Origin of the sequence: Enterobacter sp. Crenshaw, assembly GCF_024734705.1 — a bacterium.
Lineage (GTDB): Bacteria > Pseudomonadota > Gammaproteobacteria > Enterobacterales > Enterobacteriaceae > Enterobacter > Enterobacter asburiae_B.
This window is the reverse complement of sequence record NZ_CP102932.1, coordinates 1422253-1446586: the sequence shown is the minus strand read 5'-3', so window position 1 is coordinate 1446586 and position 24334 is coordinate 1422253. Positions and strand designations below refer to the sequence as shown.

General features: G+C 57.7%; 26 protein-coding genes. 12 read left to right on the top strand and 14 right to left on the bottom strand.

The window, feature by feature from the left end:
- Window positions 1–31 precede the first annotated feature (31 nt).
- The 9 genes from rlmC to nfsA all read right to left on the bottom strand — a co-directional run bounded on the left by rlmC (window position 32) and on the right by nfsA (window position 8645).
- Window positions 32–1159: a 23S rRNA (uracil(747)-C(5))-methyltransferase RlmC gene (gene rlmC / locus NWV12_RS06795; protein WP_048979682.1), complete on the bottom strand. Its 1128-nt coding sequence runs from the start codon at window positions 1157–1159 to the stop codon at window positions 32–34.
- 40 nt (window positions 1160–1199) lie between these two features.
- Window positions 1200–1673, bottom strand: a complete 474-nt coding sequence (locus tag NWV12_RS06790) for a YbjO family protein (protein ID WP_023310935.1) — start codon at window positions 1671–1673, stop codon at window positions 1200–1202.
- Window positions 1674–1738: 65 nt separating this feature from the next.
- The gene (potI, locus tag NWV12_RS06785) at window positions 1739–2584 is read right to left on the bottom strand and encodes a putrescine ABC transporter permease PotI (RefSeq protein WP_029739447.1); all 846 of its coding nucleotides are present in this window, start codon (window positions 2582–2584) and stop codon (window positions 1739–1741) included.
- Window positions 2581–3534, bottom strand: a complete 954-nt coding sequence (gene potH / locus NWV12_RS06780; RefSeq protein ID WP_033145043.1) for a putrescine ABC transporter permease PotH — start codon at window positions 3532–3534, stop codon at window positions 2581–2583. The genes potI and potH overlap by 4 nt, the downstream gene beginning before the upstream one ends.
- A 10-nt stretch (window positions 3535–3544) precedes the next feature.
- On the bottom strand, window positions 3545–4678 hold the full coding sequence (gene potG / locus NWV12_RS06775; RefSeq protein WP_024907855.1) for a putrescine ABC transporter ATP-binding subunit PotG: 1134 nt from the start codon (window positions 4676–4678) through the stop codon (window positions 3545–3547).
- Window positions 4679–4821: 143 nt separating this feature from the next.
- On the bottom strand, window positions 4822–5934 hold the full coding sequence (potF, locus tag NWV12_RS06770) for a spermidine/putrescine ABC transporter substrate-binding protein PotF (RefSeq protein ID WP_048979680.1): 1113 nt from the start codon (window positions 5932–5934) through the stop codon (window positions 4822–4824).
- A gap of 351 nt (window positions 5935–6285) precedes the next feature.
- Complete coding sequence (locus NWV12_RS06765; RefSeq protein ID WP_014169308.1) at window positions 6286–6762, bottom strand: YbjN domain-containing protein; 477 nt, start codon at window positions 6760–6762, stop codon at window positions 6286–6288.
- Window positions 6763–6950: 188 nt separating this feature from the next.
- Complete coding sequence (rimK, locus tag NWV12_RS06760) at window positions 6951–7853, bottom strand: 30S ribosomal protein S6--L-glutamate ligase (RefSeq protein WP_033145042.1); 903 nt, start codon at window positions 7851–7853, stop codon at window positions 6951–6953.
- 69 nt (window positions 7854–7922) lie between these two features.
- Window positions 7923–8645, bottom strand: coding sequence for a nitroreductase NfsA (gene nfsA, locus NWV12_RS06755; RefSeq protein ID WP_033145041.1), 723 nt, complete (start codon window positions 8643–8645; stop codon window positions 7923–7925).
- A gap of 184 nt (window positions 8646–8829) precedes the next feature.
- Between nfsA and NWV12_RS06750 the strand changes: the two genes are divergently transcribed.
- A complete protein-coding gene (locus NWV12_RS06750; RefSeq protein ID WP_006809455.1) occupies window positions 8830–9099 on the top strand; it encodes a GrxA family glutaredoxin in 270 nt (89 codons plus the stop codon).
- A 30-nt stretch (window positions 9100–9129) separates the two neighbouring features.
- Here NWV12_RS06750 and NWV12_RS06745 read toward each other — a convergent pair whose 3' ends face one another.
- Complete coding sequence (locus NWV12_RS06745; RefSeq protein WP_033145040.1) at window positions 9130–9504, bottom strand: inner membrane protein YbjM; 375 nt, start codon at window positions 9502–9504, stop codon at window positions 9130–9132.
- A gap of 273 nt (window positions 9505–9777) precedes the next feature.
- Between NWV12_RS06745 and NWV12_RS06740 the strand changes: the two genes are divergently transcribed.
- The 5 genes from NWV12_RS06740 (at window position 9778) to NWV12_RS06720 (ending at window position 14701) form a co-directional block, all read left to right on the top strand.
- Window positions 9778–11463, top strand: a complete 1686-nt coding sequence (locus NWV12_RS06740) for an aspartate:alanine antiporter (RefSeq protein WP_014169303.1) — start codon at window positions 9778–9780, stop codon at window positions 11461–11463.
- 254 nt (window positions 11464–11717) lie between these two features.
- Complete coding sequence (locus tag NWV12_RS06735; protein ID WP_033145039.1) at window positions 11718–12038, top strand: metalloregulator ArsR/SmtB family transcription factor; 321 nt, start codon at window positions 11718–11720, stop codon at window positions 12036–12038.
- Between the two features lie 40 nt (window positions 12039–12078).
- A complete protein-coding gene (locus NWV12_RS06730; RefSeq protein ID WP_048979679.1) occupies window positions 12079–13368 on the top strand; it encodes an arsenic transporter in 1290 nt (429 codons plus the stop codon).
- A gap of 12 nt (window positions 13369–13380) precedes the next feature.
- Entirely contained in the window at window positions 13381–13812 is a 432-nt protein-coding gene (gene arsC, locus NWV12_RS06725) for a glutaredoxin-dependent arsenate reductase (protein ID WP_047061470.1), read from the top strand.
- A 118-nt stretch (window positions 13813–13930) separates the two neighbouring features.
- Entirely contained in the window at window positions 13931–14701 is a 771-nt protein-coding gene (locus tag NWV12_RS06720) for an SDR family NAD(P)-dependent oxidoreductase (RefSeq protein WP_048979677.1), read from the top strand.
- Here the strand turns inward: NWV12_RS06720 and NWV12_RS06715 are convergent.
- Entirely contained in the window at window positions 14698–15249 is a 552-nt protein-coding gene (locus NWV12_RS06715; protein WP_033145035.1) for a TetR/AcrR family transcriptional regulator, read from the bottom strand. The genes NWV12_RS06720 and NWV12_RS06715 overlap by 4 nt on opposite strands.
- A gap of 81 nt (window positions 15250–15330) precedes the next feature.
- Here NWV12_RS06715 and NWV12_RS06710 point away from each other — a divergent pair, with 81 nt between their 5' ends.
- Both NWV12_RS06710 and NWV12_RS06705 read left to right on the top strand, forming a co-directional pair.
- Window positions 15331–16545: an MFS transporter gene (locus NWV12_RS06710; protein WP_048979676.1), complete on the top strand. Its 1215-nt coding sequence runs from the start codon at window positions 15331–15333 to the stop codon at window positions 16543–16545.
- Window positions 16535–17347, top strand: a complete 813-nt coding sequence (locus NWV12_RS06705) for a Cof-type HAD-IIB family hydrolase (protein WP_048979671.1) — start codon at window positions 16535–16537, stop codon at window positions 17345–17347. Before NWV12_RS06710 ends, NWV12_RS06705 begins: the two co-directional genes overlap by 11 nt.
- Before the next feature lie 67 nt (window positions 17348–17414).
- Here NWV12_RS06705 and NWV12_RS06700 read toward each other — a convergent pair whose 3' ends face one another.
- On the bottom strand, window positions 17415–18647 hold the full coding sequence (locus NWV12_RS06700; protein WP_032661345.1) for an MFS transporter: 1233 nt from the start codon (window positions 18645–18647) through the stop codon (window positions 17415–17417).
- A gap of 168 nt (window positions 18648–18815) precedes the next feature.
- Here NWV12_RS06700 and NWV12_RS06695 point away from each other — a divergent pair, with 168 nt between their 5' ends.
- The 3 genes from NWV12_RS06695 (at window position 18816) to deoR (ending at window position 20986) form a co-directional block, all read left to right on the top strand.
- On the top strand, window positions 18816–19544 hold the full coding sequence (locus NWV12_RS06695) for a phosphatase PAP2 family protein (protein ID WP_033145032.1): 729 nt from the start codon (window positions 18816–18818) through the stop codon (window positions 19542–19544).
- A 7-nt stretch (window positions 19545–19551) separates the two neighbouring features.
- Window positions 19552–20160, top strand: coding sequence for an undecaprenyl-diphosphate phosphatase (gene ybjG, locus NWV12_RS06690; RefSeq protein ID WP_039261467.1), 609 nt, complete (start codon window positions 19552–19554; stop codon window positions 20158–20160).
- A 67-nt stretch (window positions 20161–20227) separates the two neighbouring features.
- Window positions 20228–20986: a DNA-binding transcriptional repressor DeoR gene (gene deoR, locus NWV12_RS06685; RefSeq protein ID WP_033145030.1), complete on the top strand. Its 759-nt coding sequence runs from the start codon at window positions 20228–20230 to the stop codon at window positions 20984–20986.
- Between the two features lie 95 nt (window positions 20987–21081).
- Here the strand turns inward: deoR and dacC are convergent, their stop codons facing one another.
- Complete coding sequence (dacC, locus tag NWV12_RS06680; RefSeq protein WP_032661393.1) at window positions 21082–22287, bottom strand: serine-type D-Ala-D-Ala carboxypeptidase; 1206 nt, start codon at window positions 22285–22287, stop codon at window positions 21082–21084.
- A 240-nt stretch (window positions 22288–22527) separates the two neighbouring features.
- On the opposite strand from dacC, the gene NWV12_RS06675 reads away from it, so the two are divergent.
- A complete protein-coding gene (locus NWV12_RS06675) occupies window positions 22528–23154 on the top strand; it encodes a glutathione S-transferase family protein (protein ID WP_039261465.1) in 627 nt (208 codons plus the stop codon).
- On the opposite strand, the gene NWV12_RS06670 is transcribed toward NWV12_RS06675, so the two are convergent.
- Complete coding sequence (locus NWV12_RS06670) at window positions 23155–24273, bottom strand: PQQ-dependent sugar dehydrogenase (RefSeq protein WP_047061462.1); 1119 nt, start codon at window positions 24271–24273, stop codon at window positions 23155–23157.
- Between the last annotated feature and the right edge of the window lie 61 nt (window positions 24274–24334).

The window sequence follows — 24334 nt, the reverse complement described above, 5'->3', positions numbered from 1 at the left end:
ATTTCGAGCGGGGGAAGAGTTCACATTTTGTTTAAGATTTCACGAGCAACGTCAGCACTTCGTAATGCGCGGTATGCGGGAACATATCGAAAAGCTGAACGCGTTCAATGCGGTAGCCCGGCAGGCTGGCGATGTCTTTCGCCATGGTCTGGGCGTTACAGCTGGAATAGACGATGTACTCGGGTGCCATCTGGCTCAGGTAGTCGCACAGCGCCTTGCCGATGCCGCGGCGCGGCGGGTTGACCAGCACCAGCTCCGGCACGTTGCCCTGGCCGGTCGCAAACTGCGTGGAGTCGAGCGCCTGGAAGTGCAGATTCGTTAACCCCAGCCCGGCGGCGGACTGCTTCGCGCAGGCAATCGCTTCGGCAGAGATCTCTATTCCGGTGAGCTGCATCTCTGGCGTGGCGCAGTGCAGGCCAAAGCCGCCCACGCCGCAGAAGAGATCCCACATATGATGGACGTTTAACGCACGTACCCAGTCGCGGGCGGTGGCGTACAGGCTGCTTGCCACGGTCGGGTTGGTCTGGAAGAAGCTTTGCGGGCGGATCCACAGCGGCACGCCGTTGAAGCTTTCGGCCAGCGCGTGCTGGTCGGTGAAGAAAATCTCTTTCTCCCCTTCCATGATCGCCATATGCACCGGCTGAACGTTTGCCGTAATGACCTTCAGCTGCGGCAGCTGTTCCTGCAGCCACGGCAGCGCCGCGCGCAGCTGCTCCAGCTTGGTTTCGGAGCGCAACACAAAGCGCAGCATCATGCCGCCGTCGAGTTGGCTTTCCGTCAGCAGAAGGTATTTCAGCTCGCCGCGCCTGCGGGCGACGCTGTAAGGCGTTAATCCTGCACGCGCGATAAATGGTTTCAGCGCGGCAAAGACGGGCTCAAAGGAGGCGGGATACAGCGGGCAGCCGGTCAGGTCTTCCGGCGTGCCGTCGCGGTGCAGCATTCCCAGCAGCGGTTTTTCAACGCTGCCGCTGACCACCATTTTGGCTTTATTACGAAAGCCCTGCTCCGGGCCGCTGACGGGTGCGCACCACTCGCCCACCGCGTGTGCTGCAAGCAGCTGTTGCAGGTCGGCCATTTTGGCGGTGAGTTGTTGAGAGACCGGCTGTTCTATCCACTGACAGGAGCGGCAGCGTCCGGCGTCATAGAGTGCGCACTGCATATGAAAACCTTAAGAATCACGAGGGCTGCGATTATACACATTATTGCAGGCGGAAGAACCGCCGGCTTGAGGCCGGAACGAAGAGTAGACAGAGCACCAGCATATCCGGCAGTTTTTGCATAAACAGCGCGCGCAGGATCTCGCGTTTGGATTCCCCGGCAATGCTGAACAGCTCCGGGTAGCCGTATCCCAGCGAGGCGGCCCACAGATAGCTGGCGGCGGTAATTTGCGTCAGCAGATAGACCCAGCGCGCCCAGTTGCGCCCTTTGACCAGCGAAAACGCGCAGTAGATCTCGATAAACACCAGCACCAGGCTGCTCAAAAAGACCAGCGTCAGATTCCACGTCTGCACGCTGCGGTGAATGAATTCACCGATGCCGCGCACGCCCAGGGTGTTCAGAATCATCAGCACGTCCAGGCAGCGGATCATAATAATGGCGAGCGCCGCCACCTGAACCAGAGCAGGTACGTTAGGACGCGCGTGCGTAGTACGTGATTTTTTTAATAATCCCAATGTTTTACTTCCCTGAAAAACAGTGCCGCGTCATGCGCGGCACTTCACTGGAAATTTTAAATCCTTCAGCCGCGTCTTGCACGCTGGATATCGCGCACGCGCTGTTTTTCCGCGCGCGCCATCAAATACCAGGCGATAAATCCGACAATTCCGACCACGCCGAGGATGATGGAAGCCAGGGCGTTGATCTCCGGGTTGACTCCCATGCGCACGCTGGAGAAGACCAGCATCGGCAGCGTCGTCGCGCCCGGTCCGGAGACAAAGCTGGCGATAACCAGATCGTCCAGCGACAGCGTAAACGCCAGCAGCCAGCCGGAGATCACCGCCGGCATAATCATCGGCAGGGTAATGATGAAAAAGACCTTCAGCGGCGTCGCGCCAAGATCCATCGCCGCCTCTTCAATGGAGCGATCCAGCTCGCGCATGCGCGAGGAGATCACAACCGCCACGTAGGCCGTACAGAAGGTGACGTGCGCCAGCCAGATGGTGAGCATGCCGCGATCCGCCGGCCAGCCGATGGCGTGCGCCAGGGCCACGAACAGCAGCAGCAGCGCGAGACCGGTGATCACGTCCGGCATGACCAGCGGCGCGGTGATCATAAAGGCGAACCCGTTTGAGCCGCGAAAACGCCCGAAGCGCACCATCACCAGCGCGGCGATCGTGCCCAGCACCGACGCCATTGTCGCCGCAAGGGCTGCAATGGTCAGGCTCAGCCCCACCGCGCTCATCATCGCATCGTCGTGAAACAGCTCGCTGTACCAGCGCGTCGACCAGCCCGCCCAGACCGTTACCAGCTTAGAGCTGTTGAACGAGTAGATCACCAGCATCAGCATCGGCGCATACAGGAAGGTAAAGCCGATAACGAGAATCGCAATTCGCCACGGGGAGCGCACTACCGGTAAGTTGTTCATCCGTGGTCTCCCATCTGTTTCTGCTGATGCTTGTGGAACCACATGATCGGCACGATCAGCAGCAGGAGCATAACAATCGCTACCGCCGAGGCCACCGGCCAGTCGCGGTTATTGAAGAACTCCTGCCACAGCACGCGGCCAATCATGATGCTGTCCGGGCCGCCGAGCAGTTCAGGGATCACAAACTCCCCTACCGCCGGGATAAAGACCAGCATTGACCCGGCGATAATGCCGCCTTTGGTCAGCGGGACAATCACGCTGAAGAAGGTTTTTAACGGACGGGCGCCAAGATCGAGCGACGCTTCCACCAGCGAGTAATCAATACGCGTCAGGGCCGTGTAGATCGGCAGAACCATAAACGGCAGATAGGCGTACACAATACCGATATAGACCGCGAGGTTGGTGTGCAGGATCGTCAGCGGCTGATCGATAACCCCGAGCCACATCAGGAAGTTATTCAGCACGCCGTTGTTTTTCAGGATCCCCATCCAGGCATAAACGCGGATCAGGAACGAGGTCCACGACGGCAGGATCACCAGCAGCAGCAGGATGTTACGCGTCGACGGCTTGCTGTGCGCCACCGCCCACGCCAGCGGGTAGCCCATCACCAGACAGCAGAGCGTCGAGATCGCCGCCACCTGCAGCGACTGCAGATAGGCTTCGAAATAGAGCGGATCGTCGGTGAGCTGCAGGAAGTTGCCGAGGTTAAGCGTCAGCGTCAGCTGCCCGTCGGCCCAGTCCAGCAGGTTGGTATAGGGCGGGATCGCCCGCGCCATTTCCGCCAGGCTTATCTTGAAAACAATCAGGAACGGCAGCAGGAACAGCAGGATCAGCCACACGTACGGCATGGCAATCACCAGCTTGCGGCCGTGGTTCATCTGCAAGCGCGTCAGCCACTGGGCAAAACCGCCCGGCTTTTCTGCGCGAGCTGGAGGTTCAAGTGCACTCATTTGCCGCTCCTTATACCGTCAGCACGACGCAACTGTCAGCATCCCAGCACAGGCGCACTTCGTCACCCCATGTTGGCTGCCCCTTGCGGTAGCGATGTTCGTTCTGTAGCTGCGCGCTGAGCATCTGCCCGCTTTTCAGCCGCACGTGGTAGATAGACAGATCGCCCAGATAGGCAATGTGCACCACTTCGCCCACGGCAAAGTTATAGCCATCGGCAGGCGGATCCTCACAGAGCATGATCTTCTCCGGACGCAGCGCGACGTAGACCGGCACGTTGTCCACCACGGAGTTATCCGGATCGACCTTAAGCGGATGCTGCAGCCCCGGCGATTCGATGACCAGGCCATCTTCCTGACGATCTTTCAGCAGCCCTTCGAAGACGTTGACCGAGCCGATGAACTCCGCGCTGTAGCGGGTAGTCGGATGTTCATAAATCTCTTCCGGCTCGCCAATCTGCACGAACTTCCCGCGGTTCATGATCGCGATGCGTCCGGCCATGGTCATCGCTTCTTCCTGGTCGTGGGTCACCATCACGCAGGTCACCCCCACGCGCTCGAGGATATCCACCACTTCGAGCTGCATACGGTCGCGCAGCTTTTTATCCAGCGCGCCCATCGGCTCATCGAGCAACAATAATTTCGGGCGTTTTGCCAGACTGCGGGCCAGAGCCACGCGCTGGCGCTGGCCGCCGGAGAGCTGGTGCGGCTTACGCTTCGCGAACTCCTGCATGTGCACCAGGCTCAGCATCTCGGCCACGCGCGCGGTAATTTCGGCCTTCGGCAGCTTGTCCTGCTTCAGGCCAAAGGCGATGTTCTGCTCCACCGTCATGTGCGGGAACAGCGCGTAAGACTGGAACATCATGTTAATCGGGCGCTGATACGGTGGCACGCTGGAGAGATCCACACCATCGAGCATGATTTGCCCGGCGGTGGGCTGTTCAAACCCGGCCAGCATACGCAGCAGGGTCGATTTTCCGCAGCCAGAAGCTCCCAGGAGGGCAAAAATTTCGCCTTTATAGATAGTCAGGCTGACGTCGTCCACGGCATGCTGGCCATCGAAAGATTTGGTGAGGTTACGAATTTCAAGAAGCGGGGTCAGCGCTTTACGGACTTTCGCCTGCGGGCGGGGGATCGCGTCATTCACGGGGTGTTCTCCGGCATAGATCAGTACTGGTGCAAACGCACCGTCAGGGTGCGCATCGCCGGGCGGCGCTAACGCTTGCCCGGCCTACGGGTTGTACAGGCCCGGTAGGCGACAGCGCCACCGGGCAACAATACCCAACGCCGTTATTTACCGCTTTTCACCTTGGTCCACGCGCGGGTACGCACGCGGTCAATTTTTGGATCCTGCACTTTCAGGGTGAAGAGCTTGGCGAACACATCCGCTGGCGGATAGATAGCCGGGTTGTTACGGATTTCTTCGCTTACCAGCGGCACGGAGGCCTTGTTACCGTTCGCGTAGTAAACGTGGTCGCTGATGTGGGCGATCACCTCAGGACGCATCAGGTAGTTGAGGAACTGATAGGCTTCGTCTTTGTTCTTCGCATCAGCCGGCATCGCGAAGACGTCGAAGAAGGCCAGCGCCCCCTCTTTCGGAATGAAGTAAGAGACGTTCACGCCGTTTTTCGCCTCTTTCGCGCGGTTAGCCGCCTGCCACACGTCCCCTGCCCAGCCGATCGCGACGCAGATGTCGCCGTTCGCCAGGTCGTTAATGTACTGAGACGAGTGGAAGTAACGAATATTTGGACGCAGCTTCAGCAGCAGTTCGGTCGCCGGGCCGGTGTAATCATCGGCTTTACTGCTGTTCGGGTCTTTGCCCAGGTAGTTCAGCACGGTGGCGAAAATCTCTTCCGGCGCATCGAGGAAGGAGACGCCGCAGCTTTTCAGCTTCTCAAGGTTTTCCGGCTTCAGCACCACGTCCCAGCTGTCCAGCTTGACGTCCGGGCCCAGCACTGCTTTGACTTTATCCACGTTGTAGCCAATACCGGTGGTCGCCCACAGGTAAGGCATCGCGTATTTGTTGTCCGGGTCATGCTTCGCCACCAGCTTAAGCACTTCCGGATCGAGGTTTTTCCAGTTCGGTAACTTGCTCTTGTCCAGAGGCTGGAAGACGCCTGCCGTCAGCTGGCGCTCGAGGAAGCTTGCAGAAGGCACCACGAGATCAAACCCGGTGCTGCCCGCCATCAGTTTTCCTTCCAGCACTTCGTTGGAATCGAAAACGTCGTAGACCACTTTAATGCCGGTCTCTTTTTCAAAATTCGCCACCGTGTCCGGCGCAATATAGTCAGACCAGTTGTAAACGTGCAGCGTTTTTTGTTCCGCAGCGAGCGTGCCGGCAGAGACGGCCATCAGAGCACCCGCAACCAGACCCGATAACCATTTTTTATTCAAGGCGATCATATCTTTATTCCTTCTGAAAGCTCGTTAACAAACGAACTAAAACTGTGCAATCTGAAGATATGCAATAATCATGCATAGTTTGTCGCTCTGCCCAAAATAAAAAGAAACCTCTTTACCCGGCAGCTTCCGCTCGCTTTTTTAAGCATCGCAAGAATAACTGTAGCCCGTGTCTCCGGCTATAGCCCAGACGAAAAAACGCCTTTTATCAATTTTTTATGCAGGTTATGTCTACGTGATAAGCCGAAACGGCCTTCAGGGAGGTGAAAAATTCTTTAAAGAAAGGTTAAAAGCAGCAGAAAAAATGGCCTTCTGCAGCCGCTATGGCAGCGACTGCGCAAAAGTCAGACAGGTTCAGTGAAGAAAATTGGGAGATGCATCATTATTCTCTGCATCATCTTCCGCGCTATACAGCAGATGGTGTGCATTGGCTTCCATCATGACCATGGAAATTTGCTCTTCGCTCAAGCGCATAAACCAGGAGAACTGCTTGAAAGACAGCCCGGCACCGGAGAATAAAGACTGGCAAACGACCAGTTTTGGCAGATTATCATCCTGTATGTCGAGAAATGCTTTCACCGTCAAAGAACTGGCGTTGATCGCCGACAGGTCGGAGGCCAGCGCCAGCAGCGCGGAGGGCTTCACTTCGGCCAGCGCGGAGAAAAGGATCACGTCGTTAATGAGATCGATTTTGGCATCGAAAATGCCGTCGAAATTCTGCATATGAGGCAGATGCAGCGCCTGGCAGGAATCGCATTCGAAGAACGTAATTCCGGCATCATCAAGCCATTGACGTAACGTATCCAGTGTAGGTACGACCTGTAAATCCATCGCTGTGCAGCCTCTTAATTAAAAACTTCGCATATACCCGTCATACTTCAAGTTGCATGTGCGTTGGCTGCGCTCGTTCACCCCAGTCACTTACTAATGTAAGCTCCAGGGGATTCACTCCCTTGCCGCCTTCCTGCAACTCGAATTATTTAGGGTATAGATTACGCAAAAAGTGCGTTCAATACCATTTAACCGCCCGTTTTCAGACAGTAGCCTGGCGTGGCATGACGCTCGATCCATGCGATCATTTTACCCGCAATATCGACACCTGTGGTTTTTTCTACGCCTTCCAGCCCCGGCGAGGCGTTCACCTCCATGACCAGCGGCCCGCGCGTCGCCCGCAGAAGGTCTACGCCCGCCACGTCCAGCCCCAGGGTTTGCGCCGCTTTGACGGCAATTTCCCGTTCGCGATCGCTAATATCAGCTACCCGCGCCACGCCGCCGCGGTGAAGGTTAGAGCGGAAATCGCCCTCTTTCGCCTGGCGCTCAATAGCTGCCACCACCTCATTGCCGACCACGAAGCAGCGAATATCGCGCCCTTTCGCCTCTTCGATGTACTCCTGCACCAGGATGTGGGCATTGAGGCCCCTAAAGGCGTCAATCACGCTCTCCGCCGCCTGACGCGTTTCCGCCAGCACCACGCCAATGCCCTGCGTGCCTTCCACCAGCTTGATGACCAAAGGCGCGCCGCCCACCATGTCGATGAGATCGCTGGTGTCGTCAGGTGAATGGGCAATCCCCGTGACGGGGAGATCGATCCCCTGACGGGCGAGGAGCTGCAGCGAGCGCAGCTTGTCGCGGGCGCGCGAAATGGCGACGGATTCGTTAAGCGGATAGCTGCCCAACATCTCGAACTGGCGCAGCGCGGCGGTGCCGTAATAGGTGATCTGGGAGCCGATGCGCGGGATCACGGCATCAAAGTGCGGCAGCTTGCGGCCTTTGTAGTGAATCGATGAGGCGGCCGGGTCAATGTTCATATAGCAGGACATCGGGTCGAGGATCTCAACCTGATGCCCGCGTTTCGCCGCCGCGTCTCGCAGGCGCTTACATGAATAGAGCGTTCCATCCCGGGACAATATGGCAATTTTCACCCTGCACCTCTCTGAAGACATGGAAAAAGCCTGCATATCATATACGCAGGCAGGCGCAGGCGGAATGGACTATCGCGTCGCCCAGCCCTGTTTGTGCAGGTAATCAAGAATAAACGGGCGGTTTTCTTTAATGATGGTGCGACGAATATGGTCAGTCCAGGTATCCCGACGGTTATTGCTGCCGCGCGTCAGGTAGTAGTTCGCCAGCTCTTCATCATATTGATTCAGGACGTCCTGATCGACCGGCTGGTAGTGGTTTTCGTGCACCAGCATGGCGGCAGGAATGCGCGGCTTCAGATCCGGGTTATCCGCCGGCCAGCCGAGGCACAGGCCGAACAGCGGCAGGACGTGTTTTGGCAGCTTCAGCAGCTCGGTCACGCTTTCGATGTTATTACGCAGGCCACCGATGTAGACACCGCCTAATCCCAGCGACTCCGCCGCCGTAAAGGCGTTTTGCGCCATCAGCGCGGTATCCACCACGCCCAGCAGCAGCTGTTCGGCCAGCCCCAGCTCGGCCTCAGGGCAGATCTGCAGGTGGCGGTTAAAGTCGGCGCAGAACACCCAGAACTCCGCGGCCTGGGCCACATGCTTCTGTCCGCCGGTCAGCGCGACCAGCTGTTCACGCATGGCCGGGTCGGTAATGCGGATAATCGAGCTGCACTGCAGGAAGCTGGAGCTGGAGGTCGCCCTGGCGCTGTTAATAATCGCTTCGCGCTGCGCCTCGGTAATCGGCTCGTCGGTGAAGTGGCGAATGGAACGGTGGGATGTGAGCAGGTCTATGGTTGGCGTCATCTTGTCTCTCTTTGTCTTGCTTAAACCTTATGGCAGCCAGTATAGGCAATGATTTGCGCGGTGTAATTGGCGAAACATAGCCTTACTGTATCAAAGCGACAGGCGAAACCTTCTTTAATGGCGACAGGTTATCGGGCACTATATGTCCTATTCGCCGTCAGGCTTGTTTTTTGAGGAGAGAGAAATGTTTGCAGTAATTTTTGGTCGTCCAGGGTGCCCTTACTGTGTGCGCGCGAAAGAGCTGGCTGAGAAACTGACCGAAGAGCGCGATGACTTCAACTTCCGCTACGTGGATATCCACGCGGAAGGCATCACCAAAGCGGATCTCGAAAAAACCGTCGGTAAGCCGGTTGAAACCGTACCGCAGATCTTCCTCGATCAGAAACACATCGGTGGTTGCACTGACTTTGAAGCTTACGCCAAAGAGCATCTGGGCCTGTTTGCCGCCCAGTAATGCGAAGACGCCCTCACCCGGAGGGCGTTTTTATTTGTGGTGCCGTCGATGCTTAATCAGGCTGCACACAAACAAATAGCACAGCGCGCCGAGGGCGCACCAGAAGACGCCGCTCAGCAACCACGCCATCTCCTGCCAGAAACTTCGCGTTGACACATACAGCATGCGCATCAGCAGCAGACACAGCGGTGCCGCCAGCATTGCGCCAATAAGCGGCTTGACCACCTCCCCTTTACGGGAAAGAAAACTGGCTGCCGCTCCCGGCAGGGTAAAAAAGAGCAGCCCCAGCTCCGGGTGTCCGGCAGCCCTGAATGCCCCCTTCACATTAAAAGCGAGCGACATGCACACGACGGTAAACAGCAAAAAGCAGCTGATCACCCCCGCCCAGTTTCGTTTAATGTTCAAACTATCCTCCTGACTTATCTCTATCAAATACACCTTCGTCGGGTAGACGCCCAGTCAGATAAAGCAATGCGGCAATCCTTGCCAAAGTACGCACAGGGTGATGCGATAATAGGTAGCTGTCAGTAGCTAATACGATTAAACTATCGGCCAGCTAATGTTTTAGGGAATAAATTACGTAACAGGGAGGGTTGAACGCGTTCCCTGGCTCAGAAAACAGTAGCCCAAATAGTCCTTTCATTCAACAACTTACTGGTAAACAAGAAGTTAGCCTCCGTGAATATAAACGTCGCAGACTTGTTAAATGGGAATTACATCCTGTTATTATTTGTGGTACTGGCGCTGGGCCTCTGCCTGGGTAAATTGCGCCTGGGTTCAGTTCAACTTGGTAATTCCATTGGCGTTTTAGTCGTCTCCTTATTATTAGGCCAGCAGCACTTCAGCATTAACACGGACGCGCTCAACTTAGGCTTTATGCTGTTTATTTTTTGTGTTGGCGTGGAAGCGGGACCGAACTTTTTTTCAATTTTCTTCCGCGACGGCAAAAATTATCTGATGCTGGCGCTGGTGATGGTCGGCAGCGCGCTGCTGATCGCGTTAGGACTGGGTAAACTGTTTGGCTGGGATATCGGGTTAACGGCCGGTATGCTGGCAGGCTCCATGACCTCCACCCCCGTGCTCGTGGGTGCCGGTGATACCCTGCGCCATTCCGGTATGGCCGGCGCGCAGCTCTCTACCGCCCTCGACCACCTGAGCCTGGGCTATGCCCTGACCTATCTGATTGGTCTGGTGAGCCTGATCGTCGGCGCGCGCTACCTGCCAAAACTTCAGCATCAGGATCTGCAGACCAGCGCCCAGCAAATCGCGCGCGAGCGCGGTCTCGATACCGATTCCAAACGTAAAGTCTATCTCCCGGTGATCCGCGCCTATCGCGTCGGGCCAGAGCTGGTGGCATGGGCTGACGGCAAAAACCTGCGCGAGCTGGGGATTTATCGCCAGACGGGCTGCTATATCGAACGTATCCGCCGCAACGGCATTCTGGCGAACCCGGACGGCGACGCGGTGCTGCAGATGGGCGACGACATCGCGCTGGTGGGTTACCCGGACGCCCACGCCCGTCTCGACCCGAGCTTCCGTAACGGCAAAGAGGTGTTCGATCGCGATCTGCTCGACATGCGTATCGTCACCGAAGAGATCGTGGTGAAAAACCATAACGCCGTGGGCCGCCGTCTGGCGCAGCTGAAGCTGACCGACCACGGCTGCTTCCTCAACCGCGTGATCCGCAGCCAGATTGAGATGCCGATCGACGATAACGTCGTGCTCAACAAAGGCGATGTTTTGCAGGTCAGCGGCGACGCGCGACGCGTGAAAACCGTTGCCGACCGCATCGGCTTTATCTCCATTCACAGCCAGGTCACCGACCTGCTGGCCTTCTGCGCCTTCTTTATCGTTGGCCTGATGATCGGGATGATCACCTTCCAGTTCAGCAACTTCAGTTTTGGCATCGGTAACGCCGCCGGGCTGCTGTTCGCCGGGATCATGCTGGGCTTCCTGCGAGCCAACCACCCAACCTTCGGCTACATTCCGCAGGGCGCGCTGAACATGGTGAAAGAGTTCGGTCTGATGGTGTTTATGGCGGGCGTCGGCTTAAGCGCGGGAAGCGGCATCGGCCACAGCCTGGGCGCCGTTGGCTGGCAGATGCTGGTTTCCGGACTTATCGTCAGCCTGGTGCCGGTGGTGATCTGCTTCCTGTTCGGCGCCTACGTGCTGCGCATGAACCGCGCCCTGCTGTTCGGGGCGATGATGGGCGCACGTACCTGTGCGCCGGCCATGGAAATCATCAGCGACACCGCGCGCAGCAACATCCCGGCGCTGGGGTATGCGGGCACGTACGCTATCGCTAACGTGCTGCTGACCCTGGCGGGTACGCTGATCATCATCATCTGGCCCGGACTCGGATAACTCCTAAGTTTGCGCGCGGGGAAAATTATTTTCGTCACGCGCAGAACTTTTTTATCAGGGGGCAGTCATAACTATTGCCACTGCTTTTCTTTGATGTCCCCAATTTGTGGAGCCCATCAACCCCGCCGTTTTGGTTCAAGGTTGATGGGTTTTTTGTTGCCTGAAATTTCCGTACCTCTCATCTCCGCTTCTATCCTGCAATCAAAACATATATGATTAAACATATATAAATCATTCCACCTGCAGGAACGCCCATGCTCCACCCACTCCAGCTCTTTAAAACCCTCTCCGACGAAACGCGGCTCGCCATCGTCATGCTGCTCCGCGAAGCGGGCGAGCTATGCGTATGCGATCTCTGCTCCGCAACCACCGAGTCTCAGCCTAAGGTCTCCCGCCACATGGCGTTGCTGCGCGAGTCCGGGCTGGTTATCGACCGTCGCGAGGGGAAGTGGGTCTATTACCGTTTGTCTCCCAACATGCCTGCATGGGCGGCAACCGTTATCGACAACAGCTGGAACTGCCTGCGGGACGAGACGCGCATGAAGCTTAAAAACCGACTCTCAGGCTCGTGCTAGGCAAAACACATTCACAAAAACAGATATAACGGAGTAGAAGATGTTTCTGGCAGGGGCTATTTTTCTGTTTACGCTGGTACTGGTCATCTGGCAGCCCAAAGGGCTCAGTATCGGCTGGAGCGCGACTATCGGCGCCGTACTGGCGCTGGCCAGCGGCGTGATTCACATTAACGATATTCCGGTCGTGTGGAATTTCGTCTGGAACGCCACGGCAACGTTCATTGCCGTCATCATCATCAGCCTGCTGCTGGATGAGTCCGGCTTTTTCGAGTGGGCGGCGCTGCACGTTGCCCGCTGGGGGAACGGTCGCGGGCGATTGCTGTTTACGTATATCGTGCTGCTGGGCGCAGCCGTGGCGGCGCTGTTTGCCAATGACGGTGCGGCGCTGATCCTGACCCCTATCGTGATCGCCATGCTTCTGGCGCTGGGGTTCAGCAAGCAGGCCACGCTGGCGTTTGTGATGGCGGCAGGCTTTATCGCCGATACCGCCAGCCTGCCGCTGATTGTGTCTAACCTGGTCAACATCGTGTCGGCAGACTTCTTTAAGCTGAGGTTCAGCGAATACGCCTCGGTGATGATCCCGGTAGATATCGCCGCGATTGCCGCAACGCTGGTGATGCTGCATCTGTTCTTCCGCAAGGAAATCCCCCCGGAATATGACCTGGCAAAACTCCGCGAGCCCGCGCGGGCCATTCACGACCTCCCGACGTTCAGAACGGGCTGGATCGTCCTGCTGCTGCTTCTCGTCGGTTTCTTTGTGCTTGAACCTCTCGGCATTCCGGTCAGCGCCATCGCGACCGTCGGCGCGCTGATTTTATTCGCTGTCGCAAAACGCGGACATGCGATAAACACCGGAAAAGTGCTGCGCGGCGCGCCGTGGCAGATCGTTATCTTTTCGCTGGGGATGTATCTGGTGGTGTATGGCCTGCGCAATGCCGGGCTGACGGACTCTCTCACAGGCGTACTGGATAGCCTGGCCGGACACGGGCTGTGGGCCACCACGCTGGGAACCGGGTTCATCACCGCGTTTCTGTCATCCATAATGAACAATATGCCCACCGTGCTGATTGGCGCGCTCTCCATCGAGGGCAGTACAGCGACAGGACTAATCAAGGAAGCGATGATTTACGCCAACGTGATTGGCTGCGATCTGGGGCCGAAAATCACGCCTATCGGCAGCCTCGCCACCCTGCTCTGGCTCCACGTGCTGGCGCAGAAAAACATGACGATCACCTGGGGCTACTATTTCCGGACGGGCATCGTTATGACGCTGCCCGTCCTGTTTGTGACGCTCGCCGCGCTGGCGCTACGTCTCTCCTTCACACTGTAATGAGCCACTGATATGAGCCACATCACCATTTATCACAACCCGGCCTGCGGAACCTCGCGCAACACGCTGGAGATGATCCGCAACAGCGGCACGGAGCCAGAGATTATCCTTTATCTGGAAACCCCGCCGTCGCGCGATAAGCTGACCACCCTGATTGCCGAGATGGGCATTTCAGTGCGGGATCTGCTGCGTAAAAACGTGGAGCCCTATGAACAGCTCGGCCTTGCCGACGATAAGTTCACCGACGACCAGCTTATTGATTTTATGCTGCAGCACCCGATCCTGATTAACCGTCCGATCGTGGTGACGCCGCTGGGCACCCGCCTGTGCCGACCGTCTGAAGTCGTCCTCGACATCCTGCCGGATGTGCAGAAAGGGGCGTTTACGAAAGAAGATGGTGAAGCCGTCGTGGACGCCAGCGGCAAAAAAATCTCGCCAAAGTAACCCGTTGATAATGGCGCAGTAAGGCCTTCCAGCCGCATACCCCACCCATCTGCCAGGTTGCATCAGCCGAAACCCGGCACATACTTCTGAGGGTTAATCCTGGTGAGGGTATGCAGCTATGGGCTTTAAGAACAAAACCGCCGTTATCTTCGGCGGAAGCGGCGCCATCGGCAGTTCAGTGGCGCACGCTCTGGCGCGTGAAGGGGCGGATGTGTACCTCGCCGCACGCGACCACGCCAGGCTGGAGCAGGTCGCCAGCAGCATTCGCGCCGCGGGCGGTTCTGCCAGCACGTTTGTTTTCGATGCGCTCGAGGAGTCCTCGCTGCTCCCCGACCTTGCCCGCATTGATATCGTCGTCAACGCCACGGGCTTTATGCACGATCAGGGCAAACGCCTTGAGGCGTTAACGCTCGATGAGTTCAGGCAGGGTTTTGATCCCTTCCTGGCTGCCTACTTTAACATTGCGAAAGCCGTGTCGCCCCGCATGGGCGGCGAGCATGGTGGAGTCATTATTACCGTCGTCGCGCCTGCCGCGAACATGACGATCGCGGGCCACCTCGGGCATATCGTCGGCTGCGCGGGAACGGAAGCCTTGACCCGGGCGCTGGCGGCGGAGCTGGGGACACAAAATATTCGCGTGCTGTGCGTGCGTTCGCACGCGATAGCAGACGCGGTGCAGGCGGGTTCGTATGTGGGAGCCATTTTCGCCGCCAGGGCGCAGACGATGGGGATTACGGTTGAGCAGTTTCTCAGCGGTGCCGCGCAAAGCACCCTGACGCGTCGCCTGCCGACGCTGGCACAGGTGGCAGACACGATTACGTTTCTGGCCTCAGATGCGGCAGGCGCTATGACGGGAACCACCGTCAATATGACCGCGGGCGCAACCTAGCGGCCGCCCTCGCCCGCAATTCTCCCCACCATCGCCCGGATCTCCTCCCGGGTTAACGGCGCCCGGTCGGTGACATAGTGCAGCGTCATCCCTTCGATAAACGCGTCCAGGGCGCGGGTGGTAACCGGGTCGAACCACTGCTCCAGCGTGGTCTGGCTCATCTTCATCCAGTCCTGCATCACCGTTTTCAGCGCCGCGCTGCGGTGCATAAAGGCGTAGAGCTGATACATCAGCGCCATGTTGTGCGGCGTGGTCACCTGCGAGCTGTGTATCAGGGTGGTGATGGATTCGCACGCCATTTCCGGCCCGGTGACGCCCGCAAAGAAATCCCGGTACTGCTGCGACATCTGCCGGGTAAACCACGTGAAGGCCTCCTCCAGCAGCGGCTCCATGCCGTCGAAATAGTAGGTCATCGACCCCAGCGGCACGCCCGCGCAGGTGGCGATTTTACGGTGCGTGACGGCGTGAATACCGTGCTCGGCGATAGTATCGAGCGTTGCCTGCAGGATCTTCTCCCGGCGATGCGGATCGTTCGGTGGTCTGCTCATATATTCCTCACGTGGTTTGTGTACAAATGTACACAAACTTGCTAGTGTTGTCGCTATTGTTGTACTTCTGGTGCTACCCCAATGACGCTGACTTCTCCCCGTAAAGCCCTGCAGCGACGCCTGTGGGCGCTGTTTATGTTCTTCTTTATTCCCGGCCTGCTGATGGCCTCCTGGGCCACGCGCACCCCCGCCATTCGCGATATTTTGTCCGTTTCTACCGCCGAGATGGGCATCGTGCTGTTCGGCCTGTCGATAGGCTCCATGAGCGGCATCCTCTGCTCCGCGTGGCTGGTAAAGCGCTTTGGTACGCGAGCGGTGATCCGCACCACCATGTGCTTTGCCGTGTTCGGGATGGGCATATTAAGCGTGGCGCTGTGGTGTGCCTCGCCGGTGCTGTTCGCCCTGGGCCTGACGGTATTTGGCGGCAGCTTCGGTTCGGCGGAAGTTGCCATCAACGTGGAAGGGGCGGCGGTCGAACGTGAGATGAATAAAACCGTGCTGCCGATGATGCACGGTTTTTACAGCCTCGGCACGCTGGCCGGTGCGGGCGTGGGGATGGCGCTGACGGCCACCGGCGTGAGTGCGAATCTGCATATCCTGCTGGCAGCGCTGGTGTGCATCATTCCGATCCTGACCGGCATCCGGGCCATCCCGGACGGCACCGGTAAGAATTCCGCTGACGAACAGCACTCGGCCGAAAAAGGGCTGCCCTTCTACCGCGACTTCCAGCTGATGCTGATCGGCGTGGTGGTGCTGGCGATGGCGTTCGCGGAAGGTTCCGCCAACGACTGGCTGCCGCTGCTGATGGTGGACGGTCACGGCTTTAGCCCGACCTCCGGCTCGCTGATTTACGCCGGGTTTACGCTGGGGATGACCGTCGGGCGCTTCACAGGCGGCTGGTTTATCGACCGCTACAGCCGCGTGGCGGTGGTGCGCGCCAGCGCCCTGCTGGGCGGCCTGGGTATCGCGATGATCATCTTTGTGGATGTGGACTGGATTGCGGGGGTTTCCGTGATCCTCTGGGGACTGGGGGCATCACTTGGCTTCCCGCTGACCATTTCCGCCGCCAGCGACACCGGCCCGGATGCCCCGACGCGCGTCAGCGTGGTGGCGACCACGGGCTATCTCGCCTTCCTGGTCGGGCCGCCGCTGCTCGGCTTCCTCGGCGAGCACTACGGGCTGCGCAGCGCCATGCTGGTGGTGTTAGGGTTGGTCATCATCGCGGCGCTGGTGGCGCGCGCGGTGGCAAAGCCGGAAACGAATCAAACGACACTGGAGAAGGGATATGAGCGTTAAACTGATCGCCGTCGACATGGATGGTACTTTTCTGAGCGATGCCAAGACCTATAATCGGCCGCGCTTTCTGGCGCAGTACGCCCGCATGAAGGCGCAAGGCATTCGCTTCGTGGTCGCCAGCGGCAACCAGTATTACCAGCTGATCTCCTTTTTCCCGGAGATAGCGCATGAGATCGCGTTCGTCGCCGAAAACGGCGGCTGGGTCGTGAGCGAAGGTGAAGACGTCTTTAACGGCGAACTGCCGAAAGCCCATTTCGAGACCGTCGCGAACGTGTTAAACGAGGTTCCGGGCATTGAGATTATCGCCTGCGGGAAAAGCAGCGCGTACACGCTGAAATGCTATGACGAGGGCTTTAAGGATATCGCGGCGAAGTATTACCACCGCCTCGAAATGGTCAGCGATTTCGATAACCTGAACGATATTTTCTTCAAGTTCGGGCTTAACGTGTCTGACGATGAAATTCCCCGTATTCAGGCGCTGCTGCATGAAAAGCTGAGCGACATCATGGTGCCCGTCACCACCGGTCACGGCAGTATCGACCTGATTATCCCCGGCGTGCACAAAGCTAACGGCCTGCGGATACTGCAAAAGCGCTGGGGCATAGACGATAGCGAAGTGGTGGCCTTCGGCGACAGCGGCAACGACGTGGAGATGCTGCGCCAGTCCGGGTTCAGCTTTGCGATGGCGAATGCCAGACCGCACATCAAAGAGGCGGCGCGTTTTGAAGCGCCGCACAATAACGATGAAGGCGTTTTAAACGTGATTGAGAAGGTGTTGAACGGGGAGGCACCGTTTAATTGATACCGTGCGGTCTGGTGCCCTCGCCCCTCACCCTGGCCCTCTCCCCAAAGGGGAGAGGGAAAAAAGATTATGGTTGCAGGGCGTTCCCGACGCGTTTATCTTTCAGGAACACCACCATCAGGCCAACCCACAGCGCGCCGTTGGCGAGGTTAAACAGGCTGAACAGCCCGTTGCCGCCCATCGCGTAGGCATGCTTGCTCACTTCAATACCGACGGTAAAAATCAACATCTGCAGCATTCCCATCGCCGCTGACACCGTGCCTTTACTCATCTCGCTGGCAAACAGCGTCAGGCGCACCAGCCCGGCGTTGGCCACGCCAATTCCGAAGGCATAGAGGCTGAGCCCCGCCGTCATCCACAGGTAGGCGTGGGATGACGCGACGGTCGCCACTGCAGCCAGAATCAGCCCTGCCGCAATCGGCCAGCCGCCCATGATAATCAGTGAACGCACGGTGCGGCGTGACGTCAGGCGTGCCAGCACCAGGTTCCCGATAATCAGCGCGCCAAAGATCGGCACCTGCAGCAGGCCATACTCGTAGCTGCTGAGCTTTTCACCGCTGATGATAATGACCGGCGACTGCGCGATCCACGCCAGCAGCGGCAGGCTAACGAACCCGGTCGCCAGCGCGCCCGCCACAAAGCGGCCGTTCTTCAGCACTTCTTTATAATCCCGACCCAGCTCTTTCAGCGAGAGTTTCTCGCCGATGCGGGTGGCCGTTTCCGGCATCGCCCGGTGCAGGCCAAAGAACGCGAAGGCGGCGAGAAGCGCAAAGAGCACAAACATCCCTTCCCACGGCGCAACGTGCACCCACGCGGCACCCACCAGCGGCCCGAGTAAGGGGGCGATCAGCGCCACGTTCGCCATCAGCGCGGTAATTTTGATACACACCGCCTCTTCAAACGACTCCTGAATGGCGGCATACCCCACGGCGCCGATAAAGCACAGGCTCACCCCCTGCAGGAAACGCAGCAGGGTAAATTGTTCAATGTTTTGCGCCAGCAGCGTGGCGAGACAGGTGACGATAAACCACACCACGCCCGTCAGCATTACCGGACGACGGCCAATACGATCCGACAGCGGGCCTAACAGCCACTGTAAAAACATGCCGCCGGCCAGATAGGCGGTCATGGAGGTCGGCACCCACTCAATACCCGCGTTGTACTGCGCCACAACGGCCAGCATACCGGGCTGGATCATATCGTTGCCGATATAGGTAGAGAATTCGTAGAGCACCAGACACAGAGGGAAAAGCAACGCCTGACGACCCAGACGTGAACCAGAAGAAGAACGGTTTAACATGCAATCTCTTTATAATGACAAAATCGCGACGAGTTTAATGAAATGCCGCAGCCCGAGATAGTGATTTATTGAGGATAAACAGAAATAAAGCACATATCGTCTTCGTTTAAGGTTTCCTTAAGTTGACACTTTTATGATAGCGCGATTACTCGTCAACGATCCCAAATTATGGCACTCACCTCCAGCCGTTCAGAATTGTCTAACTTACAGACAAATAAGACAAAACGACTTTACCGCTTGCCGACCCGCTTTTATGGTTATCAGCTTTTCGTACTGATTGCCCTTGCCGTGGTGTTTACGTGGCTATCGCGCAGTGAAGCGCTCGACAGATGGATCACCGGCTTTTGGTATGACGCGGCAACGCAGAGCTTTCCGCTGCAGAAGGACCACCTGCTGGATTTGCTGAACCACCGCCTGGCGAAGTACATCGCCATCGGCTTAGGTGCCGTGGCGCTGTTTTACGGCGCCTACAAGCGCAACGCAAGGCTGGTGACGGCGGCGCTACTGATGGGCGTTGGCGCGCTGGTGGTAGGCGCGCTGAAAAGCGTGAGCCATCACAGCTGCCCGTGGGATCTGGTGGAATATGGCGGAAAGGCTATGTCTTATCCCCTGTTCAGCGCCGTCCCTGCTGACAGCGGTCCGGGGCGCTGTTTTCCCGGCGGTCATGCCTCCAGCGGCTTTATGGTGATGGGGCTGTTTTTTGCCTTCTGGCGCGAGCGTCCGCGTCTCGCCTGGTGCTTCGTCGCGCTGGGCGTGGTGTTAGGTCTGGCGATGGGCTACGGCCAGGTCATGCGCGGGGCGCATTTTTTCTCTCACAACCTGTGGGCCGGGTGGTGGGTCTGGTTTTCCCAGGTGGTGGTCTACGGACTTATTTCCATCCGGTTTGCTAAAGAGTGATAACGCTATGTTAGAGAATCTGAATTATCAGCTGTTTTATCTGATCAACGCCACGCCAGCCTCGCCTGAGTGGTCGATCGATTTTGCCACCTTTCTGGCAAAAGATCTGATCAGTATCGTGCCTGCACTGGCTGCGATTCTCTGGCTGTGGGGTCCCCGCAGCCAGGTGAAGGCGCAGCGCCAGCTGGTGATTAAAGTCGCGATGGCGCTCGGGGTAAGCGTCCTGGTCAGCTACATTCTGGGTCACGCCTTCCCGCACGATCGTCCTTTTGTCGATCGCGTCGGCTATACCTTCCTGCACCACGCGCCGGATGACTCGTTCCCGAGCGATCACGGAACGGTGATCTTTACCTTCGCGCTGGCTTTCCTGTTCTGGCATCGCCTGTGGTCCGGTGCGGTCCTGATGGTGGCGGCCCTGGCAATTGCCTGGTCTCGCGTTTACCTGGGCGTTCACTGGCCGCTGGATATGGTGGGCGGTTTCCTGGTGGGGCTGATTGGCTGCGTGAGCGCGGCTATCCTGTGGAGCCTCTTTGGCGAAGCGCTTTACCGCACGCTGTCTTCGCTTTATCGCGCCATTTTCGCTATCCCGATCCGCAAAGGCTGGATACGTGACTAACCCCAACCTGACAGGTTACACTTGAGCCCCCGCCCTGCGGGGGTTCACTTTTTTATCCCGAGGAACTATGGAAACACGTCGCGATGACCGCATTGCTCAGCTGCTACAGGCGCTGAAGCGCAGCGATAAGCTGCATCTTAAGGAAGCCGCCAACCTCCTCGGCGTCTCAGAGATGACCATTCGTCGGGATCTGAACAGCGAAAGCGCGCCCGTCGTGCTGCTCGGCGGGTATATTGTGCTTGAGCCGCGTAGCGCCAGCCATTATCTGATCAGCGACCAGAAGACGCGCCTGGTGGAAGAGAAGCGCAAAGCCGCCCGGCTTGCGGCCTCACTGGTACAGCCGCACCAGACGCTGTTTTTTGACTGCGGAACCACCACACCGTGGATTATCGAAGCCATCGACAACAGCATCCCTTTTACCGCCGTGTGCTACTCCCTGAACACCTTTCTGGCGCTTCAGGAGAAACCGGAGTGCCGGGTGATCCTCTGCGGCGGCGAGTTTCACGCCAGCAACGCCATCTTTAAGCCGCTCAACCTGCAGGACACGCTCAGCAATCTCTGCCCGGATATCGCGTTTTATTCCGCCGCAGGCATCAACGTGCGTCAGGGTGCGACCTGCTTTAACCTGGAAGAGCTGCCGGTGAAACACTGGGCGTTAAGCGCGGCCCAGTATCATGTGCTGGTGGTCGATCACAGCAAGTTTGGCAAGGTGCGTTCGGCAAGAATGGGTGAGCTGGCGCAGTTTGACGCCATCGTCAGCGACTGCCGCCCGGACGACGAGATCGTGGCCCACGCGAAGGCGCAGCAGGTGAAGTTAATGTATTAAGGGGGTGCGGTCTGATGCCCGCACCCCGCCCCTCTCCCACAGGAGAGGGAGAAAAAACGTAGGCCGGGTAAGCGCAGCGTCACCCGGCAAAAAACTTAGCTAAACCAGCTGCCAAACCACCCGTGGAATTTCATCATCACGAAATCCCACATCCGGCTGAAGAAGCCGCCCTCTTCCACCGCCTCCATTACAATCAGCGGACGCTGTTCAATCGACTTACCGTTTAGCTGGAAATCAATCGTCCCGACCACCTGACCTTTTTTCAGCGGAGCCGTAAGCTGCGGGTCGGTCAGGGTATAGCTGGCCTTCAGGTTTTTCAGCTGACCGCGCGGAATGGTCACCGAGCCGCCTTCACCCGCCCCGAGATTAACTTCACTCTTGTCGCCAAACCAGACGCGCTGGCTGACGAACGTGGCATCCGGTTTAATCGGCGTCACGGTTTCATAGAAGCGGAAGCCCCAGGTCAGCAGTTTTTCTGACTCATTAAAGCGAATACGGTCGGTTTTGGTGCCCAGCACCACCGAAATCAGACGCATGTCGCCCTGGGTCGCGGAGGCCACCAGGTTATAGCCCGCGCCCGCCGTAGTGCCGGTTTTCATTCCGTCCACGTTAACGTTACTGCTCCACAGCAGGCGGTTGCGGTTCGGCTGGCGGATTTTATTGAAGGTAAACTCTTTCTCTTTATGGATGGCGTATTCATCCGGCACGTCGTGGATCAGCGCTTTCCCCAGCAGCGCCATGTCGCGCGCGGTACTGAACTGTCCCGGCGAATCCAGACCGTGAACCGTTTTGAACGTGGTGTTGGTTAAGCCCAGTTTCTGCGCGTAGCCATTCATCAAGCCAATGAAAGAATCCTGGCTGCCGGCAACGTAATCGGCCAGCGCGATGCACGCATCATTTCCCGACTGAATAATTACCCCTTTGTTCAGATCGGAAACGGAGACCTGATCCCCAGGCTTCAGGAACATCACCGAAGAGCCCCGCAGCGCCGGGTTGCCGGTCGCCCAGGCATCTTTCCCGATGGTGACCATATCGTCCAGCTTGATCTTGCCCGCTTTCAACGCCTGGCCGACCACATAGCTGGTCATGATTTTGGTCAGGCTTGCCGGATCGAGTTTCTCATCCGCGTTGCCTTCCGCCAGCACTTTACCGCTGGAGTAGTCCATCAGGATCCAGGCGCGCGCATCCACAGGCGGCGCTTCGGGCGCAGCCTGTTCAGCTGCGTAGAGCGTTGGTGCAAACAGGAAAAGGAGCGCAGAGCCTGTCGCAAGGCTGCGCAGAGAAGTCATTTTACGCGTCATAAATGCCACCCGAGTGTCCATTCAAAAATTACGTCACATCACCGTGTCGCAAGAAGCGATGAGTAATAGCGCACTAAAACGGTTAAAGAAACCCAACGAGGGTAAAGTTATTAAAGTTTATGCAATAACATTCAGATACGCTTTGATTCAGACGATTTTTTTGTCTTCTGTTGCGTAATTGTTAGGTTTATCTCACCATGGCGAAAGCTGACCCGGATTCACATCTCATCAGGAGTAAATATGATTACGCTATGGGGCAGGAACAACTCGACCAACGTTAAGAAAGTGCTCTGGACGCTCGAAGAGCTGGATTTACCGTTCAATCAAATCATGGCCGGCATGTCGTTCGGCGTGAACAAAGAGGCCGACTATCTGGCCATGAACCCGAACGGCCTGGTGCCGCTGCTGCGCGATGATGAAACCGACGCGACGCTTTGGGAATCCAACACCATTGTCCGTTACCTCGCCGCTCAGTACGGTCAGGGCCGCCTGTGGGTGGAAAGCCCGGCCCGTCGCGCCCAGGGTGAAAAGTGGATGGACTGGGCGAACCAGACGCTATCGCCAACCCACCGCGTGATCCTGATGGGGTTAGTCAGAACCCCTGAAGCCGAGCGCGACTACCCTGCCATTCATGCCGCTCAGGATGCGTGTGAAAACCTGTTTGCGATGATGGATGACGAACTGGCGAAGCACGCCTGGTTCTCCGGTGAGGCGTTCGGCGTGGGCGATATTGCCGTGGCGCCGTTCGTCTGGAATCTGACCAACCTCGGCCTGAAGTGGACGCCGCGCCCTCACCTTGAGCGCTGGCTAAAACAGCTGAGCGATCGCCCGGCGTACCGCAACGTGGTAATGATCCCGGTCACCTGATTACGCACCGGACGGGCTGACTTTTAACAGCTGCCCGTCCGTCTCGTCGGTCAGAACGTATAAATAGCCGTCCGGCCCCACCCGCACATCACGAATACGTTTATCCCGATCGCCCAGAATTCGCCCATCCTCCGTGACCTTATTGCCGTCCACGCTCAGCACGATAACGTCCTTTTCCTTCAGCGCGCCGATAAACAGCTTGTTTTTCCACTGCGGGAAGACGTCGCTGTTGTAAAACGCCATACCGCTCACGGCGGGCGACACTTTCCAGACGAACAGCGGTTTTTCGGTTCCCTCAACGTGCTCGCCTTTGGCTTCCGGAATTTTCAGACCGCTATAGTTAATGCCGTGCGTCGCCAGCGGCCAGCCGTAGTTCTTTCCTTTCTCCGGGATGTTGATCTCATCCCCGCCGCGCGGACCGTGCTCGTTCAGCCACAGCGCGTCGCTCCAGGGATTCATCGCCATCCCCTGCGGGTTGCGAATGCCGTAAGACCAGATTTCGGGTCGCGCGCCGGGGGTATTCACAAACGGGTTATCCGGCGGCACTTTTCCGTCTTCGGTGAGGCGCACCACTTTACCCTGCAATTTATCCAGATCCTGCGCCGTCGGACGCTGGTTATTCTCGCCGAGTCCGATAAAGAGCGAGCCTTTGCCGTCGAATACCAGTCGCCCACCAAAATGGTTCCCGGTGGAGAGTTTCGGCATCTGGCGGAACACCACCTGGAAGGCTTCAATGCGCGTCAGATCGTCACTCAGTCGGCCATAGCCCACCGCCGTTCCGGCCTTGCCGTCACTCCCGGCTTCGGCGAAGCTCAGCCAGATGCGGCGTGATTTTTTAAAATCCGGGGCGAGGACCACGTCCAGCAATCCTCCCTGACCGTTTGCCCAGACCTTCGGCACGCCGACAATCGGATCGGACAGCCCTTTTCCGGCCTGCCAGCGTTTGAGCTGACCGCCCTTCAGGGTCACCAGCAGGCCTTTATTGTCCGGCAGAAACGCCAGAGACCAGGGATGATCGAGTTTGTTTTGCAGCACCTCAACCTTGACCGCCTCTGGGGCAGCAAGAAGCGAAAACGGAATGAACAGCGCAGGCAGGGAAATTAGCGAGGATCGAGGCATAACGCGCTCCTTTATAGGCATATGGCATAAAGGTTAGCCACTGCATCCGGGCGCGTTACCA